Origin of the sequence: Arthrobacter sp. BE255, from assembly GCF_031457335.1 — a bacterium.
Lineage (GTDB): Bacteria > Actinomycetota > Actinomycetes > Actinomycetales > Micrococcaceae > Arthrobacter.
The window spans coordinates 126834-147455 of sequence record NZ_JAVDWK010000011.1; the positions used below are offsets into that span (position 1 = coordinate 126834).

A 20622-nucleotide genomic window follows, 5' to 3' on the forward strand; every position below is an offset into this window, starting at 1 on the left:
CTAGTCCGCCGGCTTGATGACGTATCCGGCGCCGCGCACGGTGTGGATCATGGGCGGATGCACGGCATCGACCTTCTTGCGGAGGTAGGAGATGTACAGTTCCACGATGTTGGCTTGCCCGCCGAAGTCGTAGTCCCAGACCCGGTCCAGGATCTGCGCCTTGCTGATGACCCGCTTGGGGTTCTCCATGAGGTACCGGAGCAGCTCGAACTGGGTGGCGGTCAGCTGGAGCTGGTCGCCTGCCCTGGTCACTTCGCGGGTGTCGATGTTGAGGACGAGGTCGCCCACCACCAGTTCCGCGGTGTCCATCGCCGCCACGCCGGAGCGCTGGACCAGCCGGTGCAGCCGGAGCAGGACCTCCTCCATGCTGAAGGGTTTGGTGACGTAGTCGTCGCCGCCGGCGGCCAGGCCTACGATCCGGTCCTGGACAGCGTCCTTGGCAGTCAGGAAGAGCGCAGGTACCTCCGGCGCGAACGCACGGATCCTGGTCAGCAGCTCAACGCCGTCGAACCCGGGAAGCATCACGTCAAGGACCAGGACGTCAGGGCGGAACTCCTTGGCGAGTTTCACCGCCTCCGGGCCGTCCGCGGCAACGGCTACCGACCAGCCGGCCATGCGAAGCCCCATGCTCATCAGTTCGGAAAGGCTGGGCTCGTCGTCGACCACCAGGGCGCGGATGGGGGAACCGTCCGGGTGGGTGAGCTGGGGAAGGTTGTTGGTCATGGAGTGCGAAGTGGCCATGGGACAACTCTCCGATCTGTCGGTTAGCCCGCGCTATGGGCTTCCTGTGCGCGGGCTGTGAATCCCAGCCTAGCGAGCTGGAAGGTCCGCAACGGCGTTCTGCCTGCACCTCTGTGAGGGGTTGCGGCCCTTCCGGCGACAGATCGGCGGGAAAATTTTTTGTCCGGATGGCGGAGGAGCTGGACATGACGCCAAACCAGGGGACGTGTTTCAGCAATTCCACCGCTGGTGAATCCAGATGGCGTATTCGGAGTCTTCGGCGAAGATTATTCGGGAAAAGAGGTTTTCCAACCAATCGTTCTAGAAAACACCTGTTATTTTATTGATGTCCCAGAATCGTGATCTGAACCACATTCTCAGAATTCGTCTCACTATGCGGAACGATGCGCCCATTGTTACTTGCAAGTTGTCATTGTTACGTTGCACACTTCAATTGTGAACAAGAACTCAACAGCACCTGCAGCCGCAGAATATTGGCCCAGCACACCCGCTGCTGCCGACATGCGCTGTTGTCGAATGCACGCCTGACCTTCATTACCCCACGAAGTTCCTAGGCATTCGCCCCCCAGCCCAGCGTCGGGCGCCCCTCCCCAGATCTCATTGCGGGGAAACCAAGCATTCGAGCCGCGATGACGGCCATTCACATTGAGGTAAGCAATCCATGTCAGTTGCATCCGGATACGTCCACATCTCTGTCCGAAACGCCAGCAAGGCCGCCCAGCCCTCCGGCCTCCGCCAGGGGTTCGGCGCCCGCCCGGCGTTCGCTCCTGCCGCACCCGGCACCAGCTTCCCTGCCCCCGGCTACGCGCCGCAGGGCTACAACCCCAACTCCTACGGCCAGCTCCGCGCTGTCCAGCCCGCCGACGCGGCGCCTGTCACCGCGCCCACACCGGTAGTGGCGGGCCCGAACACCGTCCGCCCGGTGGCCAATGACAACGTTGCCCGCGGCTTCGTCCTCTACATGGGCATCGATGAGGAAACCGCAGCTGCGGCCGGGACCTCCATCGCCAAGCTCGCCCAGGAAATCCGCGCTTACGCCCAGTCCCTGGTGACCGGCGCCGAAAGCTACGCGGCCGTGGCCGTCGCACCGGCCAGCACCCCCGGTTCCGCGCTCGACGTCGTCCGTTCCACTTTCGGTGACCCCACGGTGAATGCACGCCAGCGCACCGAAACCGCACGCCAGCAGCAGGCCCAGGATCCGCGCCCGTCCGGCGTCCTGATCGACCTCGCCCGGCGCGAAGTCCACCTGGACGGCGAATCCCTGAACCTGACCTTCAAGGAGTTCGAGCTCCTGAACTACCTCGTCGAGAACGGAACCCGCACCGTGGGCCGTGACGAACTGCTCGAGGGCCTCTGGCGCAACGCCGAGGAAGTTCCCAACGAGCGGACCATCGACGTCCACATCCGCCGCCTCCGCTCCAAGCTGGGACGCCTCGCCAACACCGTGCGCACCGTCCGCGGCCAGGGCTACCGCTTCTACGAGCACCCGGAAGTTGTTGTCTGGGCCGCTCCGGAATACTCGATCTAGTCTTTACCGCGCACGAAAGCGGCATTTCGCCGTGCCTTAGACACCTCCTTCGTTCCTCAGTCGGCGATGCGGCACTACGCGAAATGCCGCTTTCGTGCGTCCGGAGTCTGTGAGTATTGGCCTCCGCGGCGGATCGGGACGCCTTCGGTGTCAAGGGGAGCACGCTTTGGGCTTCCCTGTCCTCGGCCGGGCCTGCCGTTCCGGGTGTCCGGGTCTTTCGTGCGGCCTGAACCGTGCTCTGCGTGACGCGTGCGCTGCTGTCCGACGGCGGCGCTGCGGGCGTGTGTGGGCGCTAGGCTTGGGGGCATGAGTGACCACCACATCAAACGCCTGGTGATTATGCGCCATTCCAAGGCCGACTGGCCGGGCGGGGTCGCGGATCACGAACGGCCGCTGGAAGAGCGAGGGCACCGCGAGGCGCCCCTGGCGGGGAGGTGGCTGCTCAAGCACGGCATCGTCCCCGACTTCATCCTCTGTTCCAGCGCCCTCAGGACGCGCCAGACGTGCACGTGGGTGTGCTCAGAACTGGGGGACAAGGCGCCGACGCCGAAGCTCGAGGACGGCCTGTATGCCGCCTCTGCGCTGCGCATGCTCACAGTGGTCAACCATGTGCCGGACACCGTCACCACGCTGATGCTCATCTCGCACATGCCCGGGGTCCAGGACCTTGCCATGCACCTCGCCTCGCGGGACTCCGACCACGATGCCTACATGGACGCCGCCACCAGGTATCCCACCAGCGCGCTCACGGTCCTGGAAACCGAAAAATCCTGGGCCGAACTCGACGGGCAGGACGCCCGGATCACCAAGTTCAAGGTTCCGCGCGCGCACTGACCTCACGCAGCAGCCCGGCCACGTATTGGATGCCCGGGCTCGCCGTCATGGTCCGGCGGTAAACCATCCCCACCTGCCTGACCTGTGCGGGGTTGACCAGGGGCACGGTGATTACGTCCGGGGGCAGTGCGGGCCGGCCGAGCCGGGGAACCAGCGCCACCACGGCTCCCTGCTCCACCAGGGCAATATGGGTTGCGAAGTCGGGATCGTAGACGCGGATGTCCGGCACCCGGCCAAGGTCGGCGAAAATCCGCAGCAAAGCCTCGTTGCAGATGGCCCCGTGCGGGGTGCTGATCCACCGCTCATCCACCAGGTCCGCCGGTTCCACCTTGCCGCGTCCAGCCAAGGGGTGGCTGCGGTGTACCAGCAGGTCCGCCATGTCCTCGCACAGCCACTCGAGCGTCATATGCTCCGGAATCACCAGCGGGACGGAGTTCCAGTTGTGCACCACCCCCAGGTCCGCTTCACCGTTCGCCACGCGTGCCACGGCTTCCCGCGGATCCTCGGCCAGGACGCTGACCTCCAGGTCCGCGCCGGATGAAGCCAGCCGGCCGAGCAGCGGCCCCACGAGGCCCCGGCAGGCCGTGGAAAAGGAAACAACCTTCAGGTGCCCGGTCGGTTTGGCCGGATCCGCCAACAGGGTGGACTCCAGTTCCTCAAGCTCCGACAGGATGCGCCGGCCGTAGGCGGCCAGGGTCAGCCCCCGCTCAGTCAGAAGCACTCCGCGGCCGCGGCGTTCCAGGACCGCGAAACCGGTCTGCTTTTCCAGCTTCTTGATCTGCTGCGAGACGGCGGAAGGGCTGAAGCCCATGATCTCGGACGCTGCGATGACGGACCCGTGCTGCTCGATGGCCGCGAGGGCCCGGAGCGAACCGATTTCAATCATGAAGCAAATGTATATGATGATGCGTTGAATTCAACGCTGGTGCTTCATTGGCACGTCTGCCAGAGTGGGACCGTGAACCTCCGCCACTCCCTCCTCGCCGCCCTGGTCGCCGTCCTTTGGGGCCTGAACTTCGTAGCCATCGACTTCGGCCTGCATGCCAACGGCCGCGAGGTTCCCCCGCTGCTGTTTGTGGCCATACGGTTCGTCCTGGTGGTGTTTCCCTGGATTTTCTTCATCCGGAAACCGGACATCAGCTGGAAGGCGATCATCGGCGTCGGTCTCTTTATGAGCGCAGGCCAGTTCGGGCTCCTCTACCTGGCCATGGCGCTCGGCATGCCGGCGGGACTCGCTTCCCTGGTGCTGCAGGCGCAGGTGCTGCTCACCGTGCTCCTGGCCGCCGGGTTCCTGGGGGAGCGGCCCAGCCGCCGCCAGCTGGCCGGCGTCGTCCTAGGCGTCGCGGGACTGGCGGTGGTGGCCGTGGGCCGCAGCGCCGTGGCCCCGCTGCTGCCGCTCATCATCGTTCTCGGCGCTGCGCTGTCCTGGGCCGCCGGCAATGTCATCGCCCGCCAGGCCAAAGCCGCCTCAGGGCTGGGGCTGGTGGTCTGGTCCGGCGCCGTCGTGCCATTGCCCCTTGCCGCCCTGTCGTTGCTGGTAGACGGTCCGGACGCCGTGCTTGGCACGCTGGCCGACCTGCAGCCTGCCACGATCCTCAGCGCGCTGTACACCGCCATCTTCGCGTCGCTGGTGGGGTACGGAATCTGGAACCGGCTGCTGGCCAGTTACCCGTCGTCTGCCGTGGTTCCGTTCACCCTGCTGGTGCCCGTCGTGGGGATGAGTGCTGCCTGGCTGGCGCTCGGGGAAGTGCCAACCCCTGCCGAGCTGGCCGGCGGACTCCTTCTCCTCGGCGGGGTGGCGACGGCGGTTCTCACCGTCAGGGCCGCGCCGCGTCAGCGCCGGGAAGCTGTCCTGGTGCCCGGTTTGGGTGCCGGTTTGCGGACCGGGGACTCGGACGACGGCGGCCGCTTGGCTGCAGCAGCAGGCAGCCGGGCGGGTGCGCGGGAACCGGATGCGCCCTGACCGGAAGCCCGCGCGGCAGATGTTCGCTGGGCGGCAGTGCGTTGCGCAGCAGCGCGTTGCTGGGCGGTGCCCCCAGCAGCGGTTCCCCCGGCAGCCGTGCGACCGGCAGCCGTGCCCCGGGGAGCTGCGCCCCTGGCGGCCGGCCGGCGGGCAGCGGAAGCGGGCCGGCGCTTGGCCGGTGAGGGCCTGCGCCGTGCGCCGCCCAGGCGCCTGCCCGAAGGCCATACCGCTCCCAGGAACAGGATCAGCAGCGTGGACACGGCGGACGCCGCGGCCCAGTAGAAGTAGTTGTCCGGATCCCCGGTGGGGAGCGGCGTCCCCAGGAACGAGGACTGGTTGGCAAAGGCCAGCTCCCAGGTGCTGAGGAAAGCCAGGGAGAAGGCGATCGTGAGGCTGGTTCCCGCCCCGGTGGCCAGCAGGGCCAGGCGGCGCCCCCGGACGAGGACCTCTGCGACCGCCGAGACGTAGGCCAGGGCAAGGAGCCCCAGGAAAGTGACCAGGACGGCCTCTTCCAGGGTGATGGCGGTCAGCACGAGCATGCCCAGTGCGGCGACGGCCGCTATCACGGCAAACTTCCCGCTGTTACCCATGTGGCGCATGGGATCAATCATCCCCGAGGCCGGCGCTACTTGACCACGTAGCCGCGCATGATTGCCATGATTGCTGCAACGCTTTGGTCACGGGTGCGTTCGGGGTTGTAGGTCTGCCGGTCAAGCCCCACCACGAAGCACGCACCAAAGATGGCTGTCTCGAGGCTGCCCCGGGAGATGGACCGGTCCACCGGGTAGACGGCAGCAACCGACTCGATGGCACCGCCGATCACTGCCAGCAGTTCGGCCCTGAGCACGGCGAACGTGTCGCGCCACTCGCTGGGCGTGCGCCAGTTTTCGCTGACCCACAGCCGGGCGAAGGACGGGTATTCGGCCATGAAGTCCATGGCCTGGCCGATCATCTGTTCCATCGCCATGAGCGGATCAGTGGGCGCGTGCCCCGCGGTACCGGATGTGGCGTCCGCGGCCCCCCCGGCGCTCATCAGGCGTGCCTTCAGGATGTCCACGCCGTGGCGCAGCAGCTGCGCGATCAGGTCGGACTTGCTCCCGAAGTTGTAGTACACCGTGCCCTTGGAGACGCCGGCCGCGGCGGCGATCTCATCGACGGTGACCCCGGCGGCACCGCGCTCGCCGATCAGCTCCATGGAGGCGTCAAAGAGCTTCTGCCGCGTGGCGTTGGTCCGCGCCGGCCGGAGCTTCTTTTCGGCAGGACCGTGCGGGGCCGGACCGTGCGCAGGAACATCCAAGGACTGGTTCATACCGCGATCTCGGGCTTCAGCGTTTTGAGCGTCCAGTATTTGCGCTTCCGGACCGCCAGCGTGGACATCACGGCGCCCAGCAAGGTGTAGCCCAGCAGGCCAAGGACAGTGGGCACGATCATGGACAGGTCCGCGCCGTAGATCAGGTGCCGCATGCCGGTCACCACGTAGCCCATGGGCAGGACCTCATGCACCACGTGGAGCGGCTGCGGCGTGGTCTGCCACGGGAAGGTGCCGCCGGAGGAGACGAGCTGCAGCACCAGCAGGATCAGTACCACAAGTTTCCCGGGGGATCCCAGCAGGGCGACCACGCCCTGGATAATCGCGCTGAAGGCCATTGCCGCGGCGAGCATGAACAGCCACATCAGCACGGGGTGCGCAGGGTTCAGTCCCAGCCCCAGATTCACCACCAGGGTCAGCAGCGTTGCCTGAACCACGGAAACGGCGAAGAACGGCAGCCAGCCTCCGACGGCGATCTTCCACGCCGGGGCGTTTGAGGCCAGGGCACGCTGGGTGATGGGGCGCATGGCCTGGATGAGCATAAAGATGCCGATCCACAGGGCCAGCGTCAGGAAGAAGGGCGCCAGTCCAGCCCCATAGGAGTCGGCCTTGGCCTGTGACACGTTGGTCACCGCCACGGGATCGGCAATGACCTCGGAGAGGCTGCTCTTCTGCTGGTCGTCGGGATTGGGCACCTGGCCCGCGCCCTTCGAGATTTCGCCAGCCAGGGTCCGGGAGCCATCCGCCGCGGTGACGGCTCCTGCCTCGAGCTGCCCCGCACCGGCGTCGAGCGTTTGCGCGCCTTCGGAGAGCCGGCCTGCACCGTCAAGTGCCGCCTGCTGGCCTGTGGCGAGCGTGGCCGCCCCGGTGTGGAGCTGGTCGGCACCCGCGGATGCCTGTGCCACGGCGTCCCTCAGGGCAGGGGTGCCCGCGGCGAGCTGGGCAGCGCCCACACTCACGGCTTCGGAGCCCGCGGCCAGCTGCTGGATCTGGGCGGCGTCGGTCTGGATCCTGGTCTTTGCCGCGGCCACCGGGCTGGAGGCTGCCACGGCGTCGAAGTCGGCCAGGATGCTGTCAGCCTGCTCCTGGGTCAGCACCCCCGAGGCGATCAGGCGGTTGTTGGATTCGACCACCCTGGTCCGGAGTCCCTGGTCGGCAGCGTCGAGTTGGTCCACCATGTCCTGGACCCTGGTGTTCAGCTGGGCGTTTCCGGCGGCCACCTGGGCGGCGCCGTTCGCCAGGGTTTGCGAATCGGTGGGCAGGGTGGCGGTTTTGTCCTTCAGCAGCGACAGGCCGCTGCTCAGCTGGCCTGCACCGTCGGTGAGCTGGTTGGCGCCGTCGCGCAGTTTCACCTGCCCCGCGTACAGCTCGCCGGCCCCGTTGCTCAGCTCCGTGGTGCCCGCGTGGAGGGTGACGGTCCCGTCGCGAAGAGTGGCGACGCCGTCGGCCAGCTGACCGGCGCCATCAGCTGCCTTGAGCATTTGCGAATGGATGGTGCCGAAGCCTGTCAGGAGCTGGTTGGCGGTTTCCTCGCCCACTTCCTTGGCCACCGTGGTGTGGACCGAGGTGGTCAGTTTGTCCACGATGGTGCTCAGCAGGTAGTTGTTGGCGTCGTTGGTGGTGACATTCAGCATGGCCTGGCTGGCCGAGTCAAAGCTGCCGGGAGACACCAGGTTCGCGGAGAAATCCTTGGGGATTTTCAGGGCGAAGGCGTACTTTCCGTCGCTGACACCCTGGTCGGCTTCCTCTGCGCTGGGAACGGTCTGCCAGTTGAAGACGTTGCCCTCCACCAGGCTGTCTCCCACCTTGGTCCCGGCCTGCAGCACGGACCCGTCACTGGACGTGGCACCGGCGTCCTCCACCACCAGTGCGGCGTCGATCCGGTCCAGGTTGCCGTACGGATCCCAGTTGGCGTAAAGGTAGACGGCACCGTAAAGCAGCGGCACCATGACCAGGGCCAGGATGGTCAGCTTGGGCAGGAGCCCGCCGGTCATCCGCTTGAGTTCGGAGCGGGCAAGCCGCAGCACAGTCACTTGGCATCCTCTGTTTCGCGTAGGAGGTCTCTGTCATCCGCTTCCTCAGGCCCGACGTCGTCCGCCTGGATCTCGTCCCCGGCATTCCGCAGGTCGGCGTCGCCGCCGTCGGCTCCGGTGATAACTGCAGCGTTGCCGACAGCTGCCGCGGGTCCTGTCCACCCGGCCGGGATGGCAGCCACGGTGGCGACGACGGCGAGCGGCCGGCCGCCGTCGGACGCCAACTGCTCAAGGCGGGGCAGCCATTCGGAGGTGTCCGCGGTGTGCCGGTCCGGGGAATCGAGCACCAGGAGATCGGTGTGCGGGTTGGCGAGGGCCAGGGCAGTGAGCAGTTCGATGCGCTTGTCCGGCGCCAGCTGTTCCGTCCACAGGTCCGCAATGTCCTCGAAGCTGTTGACCTTGAGCCACGGCGTGCTGAGCAGGGCGCCCCGGTAGCGGCGCGGGATCAGCGCCAGATCCTCGGTGACAAGGTCGCGGACGCTCAGGTGCTGCTCGGGTTCATTAACGCCGGGGGAGTCAACCAGGGCGCTGGCCAGCCGGCGGCGCTTGATCCCGGCGTCTCCGTCCCAGCTGATGCTTCCCTCCGTGGGCTTCATCCGGCCGCTGAGCGTCAGGGCCAGCGCTGTCCGATGGTCCTGGCGGTCAGCTGAGACCAGGAGCAACTCACCCCTGCCGGCCTGCAGTGAGGTGGGCGGGAGCAGATCGTCCCGCCGTCCTTTTGCATGGAGGTGCTGTACGGAGAGCAAAGATGGCCTTTCGCAGGGAAATGGTCTGCCGCCAGTCTAACCGAACTGACTGGTCAGTTCAAATAAAGCCCGGGTGCTCAGCGGCCGTAGCGCTCCAGCAGCCGCAACCAGACCTCGCTGATGGTGGGGAAGGCTGGGACTGCGTGCCACAAGCGGTCCAGCGGCACCTCGCCCACCACCGCGATGGTGGCGGCATGGAGCAGCTCGGCTACATCGGGGCCCGCGAATGTGGCTCCCAGGAGCACGTCCCGGTCCTCGTCCACCACCAGTTGCGCCCATCCTTCATAGTGCTCGGAATGCAGGGAGGACCCGGACACGGTGATGGGCAGTTCCACCGAGGTGGCGTTGTAGCCGTCCTTCGCGGCCTGATCCAGGGTCCGGCCCACTGAAGCCAGTTCCGGATCCGTGAACACCACGTTGGGTACGGCGTGCTGGTTGGCAGTCTGCGCATAGCGGCTCCACGGTGCAGGCTCGCCGCTCAGCTCACCCTTGGCGCGGGCGGCGATGGCATCGCCGGTGGCGCGCGCTTCGTACTTGCCCTGGTGGGTGAGGAGGTTGTGTCCGGCGGCGTCGCCTACGGCGTAGAGCCACGGGTCGCCGTCGGGCATGCCGTTCACCAGTCCGGTGGAGTCGGCGGTCAGCGCCAGCGGGTTGCCGTCCAGGGCGCCGAGGCCGACGCTTTCCAGTCCGAGGCCTTCGAGCGCCGGGTGGCGGCCGGTGGATACCAGGACCTTCTCGGCGACGACGGAACCGCCGTCGCCGAGTGTCAGCGTGAAGGTGCCGTCCCCGTTTTCGCTGACGCGCTCCGTGGAGGTGTGGAGGCGGACCTCCACGCCGTCCGCGCGCAGGCCGGCCAGCACGAGCTGGGCGGCTTCCTCGGGGAAGTTGCCCAGCAGCCGGCTCCGGGCCAGGAGGGTGACCTCCGAGCCGAGCCTGGCGAAGGCCTGTGCCAGCTCAACGCCCGCGACCCCGCCACCTATGACCGCGAGGCGTTCGGGCACCTCCTTGGCCGACGTGGCTTCGCGCGTGCCCCACACCTGTTGGTCGGCCAGCCCCTCGATTGGAGGCATGTTGGGTGTGGAGCCGGTGGCCAGGACGACGGCGTGCCGCGCCGCCAGGGTGTAGGTGTTGCCGTCGAGTCCGGCTACTTCCACGGCGCGCGGGGCGGTGATCCAGGCGTGGCCGCGGATGAGTTCGATCCCGGTGTCCTCCACCCATTTCACCTGGCCGTCGTCCTGCCAGTTCGCCGTGAAATAGTCGCGCCGCTTGAGGACCGCGGCAGCATCGAGGGTGCGCGTGACGGCTTCCCCTGCGCCTGGCACCGTCTGTGCCCCATGGAGGGCGGTGCCGGGCCGGAGCAATGCCTTGGACGGTATGCAGGCCCAGTAGGAACATTCGCCGCCCACCAGCTCCGCCTCAACGAGGACCGCCGTCAGCCCGCCTTGGACCACCCGGTCCGCCACGTTTTCGCCGGCGGCGCCTGCGCCGATCACGATGACATCGAATTCGCGTTCAAAGGGCCCGGGCGTCATGGCACCAGCCTACGCGCGGTTAACGCAAGAGGTCCGCACCGGCGAACCGGTGCGGACCTCTTCATTTGTGCGCCCAAAGGGATTCGAACCCCTGACCTTCTGTTCCGTAGACAGACGCTCTATCCAGCTGAGCTATGGGCGCATCTTGTTTCTTGAAGAACATCTCTGCTCTCCCCGAACCTCGAATTACTTTACGCGAGGGTGGGCCGTAGTGCCAAATCGAAACGTGTGTAATCTGCGCGACTAGACCGGTCTAGGTGAGCTTCGTCACTTAATTGCACTGTTTTGCGGACCTTTTTGTTGAATTTACGCGGTTTCCACTCCAAACGCTCAGCATCGAGCAGTCCGGGCCCAAAAACCATAGTCCTCCCGGCCCATAGCATTTAGCTCACACCGATGAACCCGAGGAAGGGAACCGCAATGGGCGATCTGGCACAACAGCCGCTGCTTGAGAAAGCACCCACCACGCATGCTGCACTGCTGGCATGGGTCGAAGAGGTTGCTGAGCTAACGCAGCCGGACCGGATCCACTGGGTTGACGGATCCGAAGAGGAAAACACGCGTCTTACCGACGAACTCGTGGCAGCGGGCACACTGACCCGGCTGAACCAGGAGACCTTCCCCAACTCTTTCGCTGCGTTCTCCGATCCCGCGGACGTTGCCCGTGTGGAAGAGCAGACGTTCATCTGCTCTGAAAACGAGCACGACGCCGGCTTCACCAACAACTGGATGGCTCCTTCTGAAATGAAGGAAAAGCTGCGCGGACTGTTCGCCGGCTCCATGCGCGGCCGCACCATGTACGTCATCCCGTTTGTGATGGGCCACCTGGACGCCGAGGACCCCAAGTTCGGCGTCGAGATCACCGACAGCGCCTATGTAGTTGCCTCGATGCGCATCATGGCCCGCATCGGCACCGACGTTTTGAACCGCATCACCGAGACCAACGCTTTCTTCGTGCCGGCCCTGCATTCCCTGGGTGCGCCGCTCGAAGCCGGCGACGCTGACGTGCCGTGGCCCTGCAACCCGGACAAGTGGATCGTGCACTTCCCGGAAGAGCGCTCCATCTGGTCCTTCGGCTCCGGCTACGGCGGAAACGCGCTGCTGGGCAAGAAGTGCTACGCCCTCCGCATCGCCTCCGTGATGGCACGCGACGAAGGCTGGCTGGCCGAGCACATGCTCATCCTGAAGCTGACCTCCCCCGAGCAGAAGACCTACTACGTCTCGGCTGCCTTCCCGTCCGCCTGCGGCAAGACCAACCTCGCGCTGCTCGATCCCACCATCGAAGGCTGGAAGGTGGAGACCCTGGGTGACGACATCACCTGGATGCGCTTCGGCAAGGAAGGCGAGCTCCGCGCCGTTAACCCTGAAGCCGGTCTCTTCGGCGTCGCCCCCGGCACCGGCTGGGGCACCAACCCCAACGCCATGCGGGCTATTGCCAAGGGCAACAGCATCTTCACCAACGTCGCGCTGACCGACGACGGCGGCGTGTGGTGGGAGGGCATGACCGAGGAAGTGCCTGCACACCTCACCGACTGGCAGGGCAACTCCTGGACCCCTGATTCGGACAAGCCTGCGGCTCACCCGAACTCACGCTTCTGCACGCCGATCGACCAGATCGACATGCTGGCCGAGGAATACCACAGCCCGAACGGTGTGGAGCTTTCCGCGATCCTGTTCGGCGGCCGCCGCAAGACCACCATCCCGCTGGTCACCGAGGCGCGCAGCTGGTCCAACGGTATTTTCATGGGTTCCACGCTGTCCTCCGAAACCACTGCGGCGGCAGCCGGAGCGGTGGGCGTGGTCCGCCGCGACCCCATGGCCATGCTGCCGTTCATCGGCTACGACGCAGGCGACTACCTGAACCACTGGGTCAACCTGTCCGCCAAGGCCAACCCGGAGCGGCTGCCCAAGATCTTCCTGGTCAACTGGTTCCGCCGCAACGCCCAGGGCGGTTTTGCCTGGCCTGGCTTCGGCGACAACGCCCGTGTCCTGAAGTGGGCCATTGAACGCCTCGAAGGCAAGGCTGACGCCGTCGAAACGCCCATCGGCTTCGTACCCACCGGCGACTCCATCGACCTCAAGGGCCTGGACATGACCCCGGCACAGATTGAAGAAGCTGTCCGCGTGGACCCGGCCGAATGGGAGACCGAACTCGCTTCCATCGAGGACTGGTTCGCCAACTTCGGCGGCTCCCTGCCTGACGCACTGCAGGCTGAGCTGGCCGGCCTGAAGTCCCGCCTCAGCTAGCTCCGGCTGCTGACATACGACGGCGGCCCCGTACCTTTTGCGGAAAAGGTGCGGGGCCGCCGTCGTTATTCCATCGAGTGCTCCGCACCGGCCCTTTTGAGCCGTCAAAAGGGCGGTTACGGAGCAGTCGAAGTATGTTTAGCTGGCCAGCCAGATGTCCGGGCCGAAGACCTCGTAGTGGATCTTCGTGGCGGGGATCCCGGCATTGATGGCTTCGTTGCGGATGTGCTTCATGAACGGCAGCGGCCCGCAGAGGTACAGGGACGCGTTGGCCGGCAGGTCCAGTTCACGCAGCGACATAAAGCCCTCCCGGCTTCCCGGCTCGGGTTGTTCAAGCCACAGCTGGAGGTCGGCACCTTCGAGGCGTTCGACGTCGTCCGTCATCTGGCCGCGCAGGGCCCAGCTATCCATGGTGCTTTCGGCATGCAGGACGAGCACCTGGCGGGCTGAGCCCGACTCTGCGAGTGAGCGGAGGATGGACGCCGTGGGCGTGCAGCCGATGCCCGCCGAAGCGAGGACCACCGGGCCGTCGCCGTCCTTGAGCGTGATCTCGCCGTACGGGTTGGAGATCTCCAGGACGTCGCCGACCTCCACCGTGCGGTGCAGGACGGGGGAGACTTCGCCGCCGTCGTCGAGCTTGGTGGTGAAGGACCGGCTGGTGCCTGTGTCGCCGGACAGTGAGTACTGCCGGACCTGGCGGACTCCGTCGGGGAGCTGGACCTTGACGCTGACGTACTGGCCGGGCAGGGCCGGCGTGACCGGGGTGTCGTCCGCGGGTTCCAGGGTAAAGGTGATGGAACCGGTGCCGGCGGCTGTTTTGGCAGCCACCTTCCACGGAGTCCACATTTTGCCGTTGGCCTGGGCTGCGTAGAGGCCCTTCTCGAGCTTGATCAGCGCGTCGGCCATCAGCCAGTACACCTCGGTCCAGGCTTCCGCGATTTCGGGGGTGATGACCTCGGCCAGGTCTTCGGCGATGGCCGCGAAGAGGTGCTCGTAGACCACCTGGTACTGGGGTTCGGTGATGCCGAGCGACGCGTGCCGGTGGGCGATGCGGGAAAGTACGGTTTCGGGGAGGGTCCCCAGGTTGTTGACCAGGTGCGTGGCGAAAGCGGCGATGCTTCCGGCCAGTGCCTGCTGCTGGTCGCCCGAGCGCTGGTTGGAGCGGCTGAACAGGCCGTCCAACAGTTCCGGGTGGGCGGCAAAAAGCCGTGCATAGAACTTGGGAGTGATGGCGCCGATCCGCGAACCGACCAGCGGCAGCGTGGCCTCAATGACGGGGCGGGATTTGTCCGAGAGCATGTGCACTCCTGAGATAGGGGGACCGGGGCCTTCGTCCGGCCGGGCAAATACTCATATGTGAAATACAAGTATTCATGCCTCAAGTTCTACACCTTGTAGAACTTGGAATCAAATCGGACGGTGCCCAAGGCCCCGATCATAGCCCAGGGCGCAGGCCGATCAGTTGGAAAACGGGAGCCATCTGGGCGGAACCCGGAAGTTCCGCCACCACCACGGAATCGAGTTCGCGGTAGAACGCCTCGCGGGCGCGGGCCAATGCGGCCCGGAGCTTGCATTCGTTGATCAGCGGGCAAGGGCCGCCGGGCGCCACGCACTCGGCCGCATCTGACCGCGTGTCCAGCTGGCGCAGGATCTGGCCCACCGTCGCCTGGCGGCCGGCAGCGCTCAGCCTTGATCCTCCGGCCCGGCCACGCTCCACGTCGATCAGGCCCAGGCCGCGCAGCTTCGCCATCGCCTTGCTGACGTGGTTGTAGGGCGTGCCCACGGCGTCGGCGATGTTCTGCGTGGTGAGGAGGATGCCGTCCGGTGCGGCGGCCAGCACCATGACGGCCCGCAGGCTGACATCTGCAAATGCATTGATCTTCATGGCTGCTTGATCTTCATGGCCGCGCCGGTCTAGTCCACCCAGATGGAGGGTTCGTTGGTGTCAGCTGCGAGCTGGCCGAATTCCCATTCGGATGTCGAGGTGTTGGCCGAGTAGGGAAGGACTGCGGCGAAAACTGATCCGTCCCGGTGTTCTGTGGCGACGTGGATGGCGTCCGACTCCTCCTCCACCAGGAGGATGTCGCACACAATCGCAGTGGCCCGGAATTCGGCACGGTTCTGCCGGAGCGCATCCGTGAGGTCGCTGATCATGGCGTCGGCATCGAAGTCGGCGTCCGAGTCATCCTCGATGTCCGCCGGAGTCACTGCCACCAGCCGGACCTCGCCGTCGTTCTCCACCACCAGGGCGAACGGCAGGAAGCCGCCGTTGCGCTGGAGCTGCTCCTGCGCCGCACCCACCCCGGTACCCAGCAGGTTCTCCAGGTCGGTGGCCGTGGCCTCAGGGACGGAGTCCCGCCACGAACCCGCCGTATCGCCGCTGGGAGCCTGGGAGTCGTCAGCCACTGCTGCCCTAGCCCCGGACAAGGGACAGAACGCGGTCGCGCACGCGTTCCATCGTCGCCTGGTCGGTTGCTTCAGCGTTCAGGCGAAGGAACGGCTCGGTGTTGGAAGGACGGAGGTTGAACCAGTAGCTGCCGTCATTTGCCGTGAACGTGCTGCCGTCCAGGGAATCGATCGTGACGTCCTCGGCGCTGAAGTCCACGCGAACGCGCTCAACGGCGCCGGCTTTGTCCTCGATTTCCGAGTTGATCTCCCCGGAGGACACGTAGGGCTCGTATTCCCGGCCCAGCTCGGAGAGCGGGCCGGCCTGCTCGCCGAGGGCGGCCAGGACGTGCATGGCGGCGAGCATCCCGGTGTCAGCGTTCCAGAAATCGCGGAAGTAGAAGTGGGCGGAGTGTTCGCCGCCAAACACGGCGCCTTCCTCTGCCATGACTGCCTTGATGAATGAGTGGCCCACACGGGTGCGGACGGCGCGTCCGCCGTCGTGCTCCACCAGTTCCGGCACCGCACGGGAGGTCAGCAGGTTGTGGATGATCGTTGGGGTGGACTCACCCTGTGCCTGGGCACGGGCGATCTCGCGGCGCGCCACCATGCCGGTGATGGCCGACGGCGAGACGGGCTCGCCCTTTTCGTCGATCACGAAGCAGCGGTCGGCGTCGCCGTCGAACGCCAGCCCGATGTCCGCACCGTGCTTGATCACGGCAGCCTGCAGGTCGCGGAGGTTTTCCGGCTCCAGCGGGTTGGCCGGGTGGTTGGGGAAGGATCCGTCCAGCTCGAAGTACAGCGGGATGATCTCAAACGGAAGCTTCGGCAGGAGCGTGTCGCCCAGGACTGCCGGGGTGGTGAGGCCGGCCATGCCGTTGCCGGCGTCCACCACGACCTTCAGCGGACGGGAACCGGACAGGTCAACCAGCTGGCGAAGGTACTCGGCGTAGTCCTTGAGGACATCATGGACGCCGATCAGGCCACGGGTGGGGGCAGGCGGGATGGAACCGGCGTTCAAGTACTGCTCGGCAAGCGCCTGGATCTCTTTGAGCCCGGATTCGGACGAGATGGGCTGCGCACCCGGCTTGGACATCTTGATGCCGTTGTACTCGGCGGGGTTGTGGCTTGCGGTGAAAGTGGCGCCCGCCGCGTTGAGCGAACCGCAGGCGAAGTAGAGTTCGTCGGTGGAAATCAGGTCCAGGAGCTGGACGTTGGCTCCGCGGGTCGCCGCACCGTCGGCGAACGCCTTGCTGAATTCGGGTGAGGAGGGGCGCATGTCGCCACCAACCAGGACCGTCTGGCCCTCAAGCTGCAGGACATCAACGAACGCCGCTCCCACGGCTTCGACGATTTCGGCCGTGATGGAGTCACCTACGATGCCCCGGACGTCGTAAGCCTTGAAGGATGCCGAGAGGTCAAAAGTCTTTGTCTGTTCGCTAGTCACGGGTTTTATCTTACGTTGGCGTGCGGGATGCCTGTGGAGGGGAAGCCGGACACTGGCCTGTGTGACGGCCGTGGGGGAGGCGTCCGCGGCGGCCCACGTGGGATTGTCCACATAGGGAGCTGCCGGCTTCCTGGCTGTCAGTGGTGGCTGGGATACTGAATCAATGGTCGATAACCAGCACGCCACAGTTCTTGCCGATGCAGTCCCCTCCGCTCCCCGGCCGCAGTCCGCGTCAGACACGCACCCCCAGGCCCTGGAAGTTCTCCGCGAACTGGTGGGGCACCCGGCAGCGGATTTCCACGACGGTCAGTATGAAGCGATCGAGGCGCTGGTCGACGGCGGGCGGCGGGCCCTGGTGGTCCAGCGCACCGGTTGGGGGAAGTCGGCTGTCTACTTTGTGGCGTCCCTGCTGCTGCGGCGGCGCGGCGCCGGGCCCACGCTGATCGTTTCGCCGCTGCTTGCCCTCATGCGGGACCAGGTGGCTGCCGCGGCGCGCGCCGGCGTCCGGGCCGTGGCCATCAACTCAGCCAACCAGCTCGAGTGGGACACGGTGCGTGAACAGCTCGCGGCGGATGAAGTGGACGTGCTGCTGGTATCGCCCGAGCGGCTTACCAACCCCTCGTTCCGGGAGAACCAGCTGCCGGAACTCATCCGGCGGACGGGCCTCCTGGTCATCGACGAGGCCCACTGCATCTCCGACTGGGGCCACGATTTCCGCCCTGATTACCGCCGGATCGCGGACCTGATCACCCAGCTGCCGGAGACCGTGCCGGTGCTCGCCACCACGGCCACTGCCAACTCGCGGGTGGTCCACGATATCGAGGAGCAGCTCGGCGCCGGAGTCCTGACCATCCGCGGAGCACTGGGCCGGGACTCCCTGCGTCTGGGTGTGCTGGCGCTGCCCGACTCCCGGCAGCGGCTGGGCTGGCTCCTGACGCACCTGGGAGACCTGCCCGGCAGCGGCATCATCTACACGCTGACGGTGTCCGCCGCGGAGGACACCGCACGGCTTCTGGCCGAGGCAGGGCACAAAGTCCTGGCCTATACCGGCCGCACCGACCCTGCGGACCGTGAACGCGCCGAACAGCTTCTCAAGGACAACGAGGTCAAGGCCCTGGTGGCCACCTCGGCCCTGGGGATGGGCTTCGACAAACCTGACCTGGGCTTTGTGGTGCACCTCGGCGCACCGTCGTCACCGGTGGCCTACTACCAGCAGGTGGGCCGTGCCGGGCGAGGTGCGGCCAACGCTGACGTGCTCCTGCTGCCGGGCTCCGAGGACCGCGACATCTGGCAGTACTTTGCTACCGCCTCCATGCCTTCGGAAGAAAAGGCCAACGGCGTCCTCACCGCCCTGGCCGACGCCGGTGCTGCGGTCTCAACCGTGGCGCTGGAAGCCAGGGTCGATCTCCGCCGCACCCCCCTGGAACTGCTGCTCAAAGTACTCGCGGTGGACGGTGCCGTGGAGCGGGTGGGCGGGGGCTGGCGGTCCACCGGCCAGCCGTGGATCTACGACGCCGAGCGCTACCAGCGCATCGCGGAGGCCCGGGTGGACGAGCAGGATTCCATGGTGATCTACCAGGACACCGCCGGATGCCGGATGGAGTACATCACCTCGGTCCTCGATGACGAAACGGCGCATGCCTGCGGCCGCTGTGACAACTGCGCCGGCCAGTGGTTCCGGGCGGACATCGCGGCGGAAGCCACCGAGGCTGCCGGCCAGACCCTCAGCAGGGCAGGCGGGGTCCTTGAAGCCAGGCTGCAGTGGCCCAGCGGAATGGACCGCCTGGGCGTCCCGGTCAAAGGCAAGATCAAGCCGGCTGAAGGGCTCGCGGACGGCCGAATCCTCGCCCGGCTCACCGACCTCGGCTGGGGCGGGGCGCTGCGTGAGCTGTTTGCCGCCGGCGCGTCGGACCGGGCAATCGACCCCGGCATGCTCCAGGCCTGTGTCCAGGTGCTGCGCGAATGGGCCAGCGCTGACGGACGCAACCCGGCATGGAGCGGAGCGGGCCGTCCCGCGGCCATCGTGAGCATCCCGTCACGAAGCAGGCCGGAGCTGGTGCAGTCCCTTGCCAGGGGGATTTCGGAGATCGGCCGCATACCCTATCTGGGACAGCTCGATCTGGGCCACGGCGGCCCCACCGGGGGCCGCGGCGGCAACAGCGCCTACCGGCTGGCCGGGGTTTGGGACCGGCTGGTCGTCGGACCGGAGCTTGAGGCGTCGCTGGCGTCCCTGCAGGGGCAGAGCATCCTGCTTATCGACGACCTCGTGGACAGCCGCTGGACCGTCACCGTTGCCGGGCGGGCCCTCCGGCAGGCCGGTGCGGGGGCTGTGCTTCCGCTGGTGCTTGGCCAGGCCGGCTGACCTCTGCACCGGCATGCCGGTGCAGTGAGAGGCTGTCGGCGGTGCTGAACAGCATGAGGACGGCCATGGCCAGGAAGGCCCCGCGGAACGGTCCGGCCGGGTCCTGGGGAAAGACGGCCAGGCCGTCGAAGATCCGGATCAGCAGCGCCCCCACGGCGATCCCGGCACCGGTGGCCAGCTGGACCAGCGTGGCTGACACGGCATTGGCCGACGTGAGCTGCGCCGGGACGATGTCCGCGTACTGCACCGAGGCGTAGGCGGAGAAGCCTAACGAGCGGAACGCCCCGCTGCACACCAGCAGGGCGAACGTGATTGCCTGCGGGGTGTCGGGGGTCAGCAGTGCGCACAGCGCGAAGGTCAGCGCGGAGGCAATGGAGGCGAAGACCAGCATCGACTTGAAACCGAAGCGCCTGATCAAGGGCGTTGTCGCCGGCTTGATGCCGATGTTGCCAATGAAAACGGCCGCCACCATGATGCCGGCGTGCAACGGCGTCCAGCCGAAGCCGGCCTGGAACATCAGGGGCAGCAGGAACGGGACGGAGCTGATGGTCAGACGGTACACGAACCCGCCGGTGGCCATGGCCCGGAACGTACGCGTGGCAAAGACGCTGAGGTCAAACAGGGGATTCCTTGCGCGCAGCATCCACGCTGCCGCACCGGCCAGGAAGCCAACGCCGGCGGCCGCGGACACGGCACCCCAGGGTCCGTCGGGGTGGGCTGTGGAAACTTCCAGGCCAACCACCAGTGCACCCACGCCCGCAGTGGTCAGGAACAGGCCCAGCCAGTCCAGCCTGCGTTGCCGGTCACCTGCCCCGGACGGAACCAGCCGCAACGCTGCAATGAACGCAGCAAGGCCCAGCGGCAGGTTGATCAGGAAGATCCAGTGCCAGGAGAGATATGTGGTCAGTGCGCCGCCGACCAAGGGCGCCAGCACGGGGGCAAGCAGCCCCGGCCAGACCAGGAAAGCCGTGGCACGCAACAGCTCGGATTTCGGTGTTCCGCGCAGCACTACCAGTGTGCCGACCGGAACCATCATGGCCCCGCCCGCACCTTGCAGGATCCGCGCCAGCGTCAGCATGGTGAGGTCCGTGCTCAGCGCGCAGGCCAGCGAAGCAGCAGTGAACACGGCAATGGCCAGGCAGAAAACGCGCCTTGCCCCAACCCGCTCCGCGAGCCAGCCGCTGAACGGGATGCCCATGGCCACCGTCATGAGGTACGCCGTCATGGTGATGTTTACATCGGCCGCAGGCACCCGGAAGTCCGCCGCGATGCTGGGAATGGCTGTGGTCAGGACCGTGCCGTCGAGGAACTCCATAAAGAACGTGGCAGCCACCAGCAACGCCAGGCGCGGGTTCCATGCCTGCCCGCTGCCCGGATCCACGTTCACCTGGTTGCTTTGTGCCATTGGTTAATCCTGCCACCGCAGGCAGCTTCCAAGCCCGGTGTGTCCGCACCTCGGATACGCATCGACCCAAGCAGCTGGCAGTTAACGTCG

The 20622-nt window shown here is 66.5% G+C and carries 16 protein-coding genes and 1 tRNA gene; 5 read left to right on the forward strand and 12 right to left on the reverse strand.

Translation table 11 applies throughout. The features are described 5' to 3' along the window. Complete coding sequence (locus J2X42_RS17745; protein ID WP_131133561.1) at positions 1 to 741, reverse strand: response regulator transcription factor; 741 nt, start codon at positions 739 to 741, stop codon at positions 1 to 3. Positions 742 to 1402: 661 nt separating this feature from the next. Here J2X42_RS17745 and J2X42_RS17750 point away from each other — a divergent pair. Together J2X42_RS17750 and J2X42_RS17755 are read left to right on the forward strand one after the other, a co-directional pair. Beyond that, positions 1403 to 2269 (forward strand): winged helix-turn-helix domain-containing protein, encoded by an 867-nt coding sequence (locus J2X42_RS17750; protein ID WP_131133562.1) that lies wholly within the window; start codon positions 1403 to 1405, stop codon positions 2267 to 2269. Between the two features lie 306 nt (positions 2270 to 2575). Beyond that, positions 2576 to 3103, forward strand: a complete 528-nt coding sequence (locus tag J2X42_RS17755; protein WP_310167157.1) for a histidine phosphatase family protein — start codon at positions 2576 to 2578, stop codon at positions 3101 to 3103. On the opposite strand, the gene J2X42_RS17760 is transcribed toward J2X42_RS17755, so the two are convergent. Further along, positions 3081 to 3989, reverse strand: coding sequence for a LysR family transcriptional regulator (locus J2X42_RS17760; RefSeq protein ID WP_310167158.1), 909 nt, complete (start codon positions 3987 to 3989; stop codon positions 3081 to 3083). The genes J2X42_RS17755 and J2X42_RS17760 overlap by 23 nt on opposite strands. Before the next feature lie 72 nt (positions 3990 to 4061). On the opposite strand from J2X42_RS17760, the gene J2X42_RS17765 reads away from it, so the two are divergent. After that, a complete protein-coding gene (locus J2X42_RS17765) occupies positions 4062 to 5066 on the forward strand; it encodes an EamA family transporter (RefSeq protein WP_310167159.1) in 1005 nt (334 codons plus the stop codon). Between the two features lie 625 nt (positions 5067 to 5691). On the opposite strand, the gene J2X42_RS17770 is transcribed toward J2X42_RS17765, so the two are convergent. From J2X42_RS17770 to J2X42_RS17790, 5 genes are all read right to left on the reverse strand, one after another. Next, the gene (locus J2X42_RS17770) at positions 5692 to 6375 is read right to left on the reverse strand and encodes a TetR/AcrR family transcriptional regulator (RefSeq protein WP_310167160.1); all 684 of its coding nucleotides are present in this window, start codon (positions 6373 to 6375) and stop codon (positions 5692 to 5694) included. Continuing rightward, a complete protein-coding gene (locus J2X42_RS17775; RefSeq protein ID WP_310167161.1) occupies positions 6372 to 8408 on the reverse strand; it encodes a YhgE/Pip domain-containing protein in 2037 nt (678 codons plus the stop codon). Before J2X42_RS17775 ends, J2X42_RS17770 begins: the two co-directional genes overlap by 4 nt. Continuing rightward, entirely contained in the window at positions 8405 to 9154 is a 750-nt protein-coding gene (locus tag J2X42_RS17780; protein WP_310167162.1) for an ABC transporter ATP-binding protein, read from the reverse strand. The genes J2X42_RS17775 and J2X42_RS17780 overlap by 4 nt, the downstream gene beginning before the upstream one ends. A 77-nt stretch (positions 9155 to 9231) precedes the next feature. Then, complete coding sequence (locus tag J2X42_RS17785) at positions 9232 to 10686, reverse strand: NAD(P)/FAD-dependent oxidoreductase (RefSeq protein WP_310167163.1); 1455 nt, start codon at positions 10684 to 10686, stop codon at positions 9232 to 9234. A gap of 68 nt (positions 10687 to 10754) precedes the next feature. Then, positions 10755 to 10828 (reverse strand) — tRNA-Arg (locus J2X42_RS17790). Between the two features lie 278 nt (positions 10829 to 11106). Between J2X42_RS17790 and J2X42_RS17795 the strand changes: the two genes are divergently transcribed. Beyond that, entirely contained in the window at positions 11107 to 12933 is a 1827-nt protein-coding gene (locus tag J2X42_RS17795) for a phosphoenolpyruvate carboxykinase (GTP) (RefSeq protein WP_310167164.1), read from the forward strand. Between the two features lie 138 nt (positions 12934 to 13071). On the opposite strand, the gene J2X42_RS17800 is transcribed toward J2X42_RS17795, so the two are convergent. From J2X42_RS17800 to J2X42_RS17815, 4 genes are all read right to left on the reverse strand, one after another. Further along, the gene (locus tag J2X42_RS17800) at positions 13072 to 14232 is read right to left on the reverse strand and encodes a globin domain-containing protein (protein WP_310167165.1); all 1161 of its coding nucleotides are present in this window, start codon (positions 14230 to 14232) and stop codon (positions 13072 to 13074) included. Between the two features lie 136 nt (positions 14233 to 14368). Next, positions 14369 to 14818, reverse strand: a complete 450-nt coding sequence (locus tag J2X42_RS17805) for an Rrf2 family transcriptional regulator (protein WP_310167166.1) — start codon at positions 14816 to 14818, stop codon at positions 14369 to 14371. 29 nt (positions 14819 to 14847) lie between these two features. Then, complete coding sequence (locus J2X42_RS17810) at positions 14848 to 15339, reverse strand: hypothetical protein (RefSeq protein ID WP_310167167.1); 492 nt, start codon at positions 15337 to 15339, stop codon at positions 14848 to 14850. A gap of 7 nt (positions 15340 to 15346) precedes the next feature. Then, the gene (locus J2X42_RS17815) at positions 15347 to 16765 is read right to left on the reverse strand and encodes a phosphomannomutase/phosphoglucomutase (RefSeq protein WP_310167168.1); all 1419 of its coding nucleotides are present in this window, start codon (positions 16763 to 16765) and stop codon (positions 15347 to 15349) included. 163 nt (positions 16766 to 16928) lie between these two features. Here J2X42_RS17815 and J2X42_RS17820 point away from each other — a divergent pair, with 163 nt between their 5' ends. After that, the gene (locus J2X42_RS17820; RefSeq protein ID WP_310167169.1) at positions 16929 to 19127 is read left to right on the forward strand and encodes a RecQ family ATP-dependent DNA helicase; all 2199 of its coding nucleotides are present in this window, start codon (positions 16929 to 16931) and stop codon (positions 19125 to 19127) included. Here J2X42_RS17820 and J2X42_RS17825 read toward each other — a convergent pair. After that, positions 19051 to 20532, reverse strand: coding sequence for an MFS transporter (locus J2X42_RS17825; protein ID WP_310167170.1), 1482 nt, complete (start codon positions 20530 to 20532; stop codon positions 19051 to 19053). The two genes, J2X42_RS17820 and J2X42_RS17825, sit on opposite strands and share 77 nt — an antisense overlap. Positions 20533 to 20622 lie beyond the last annotated feature (90 nt).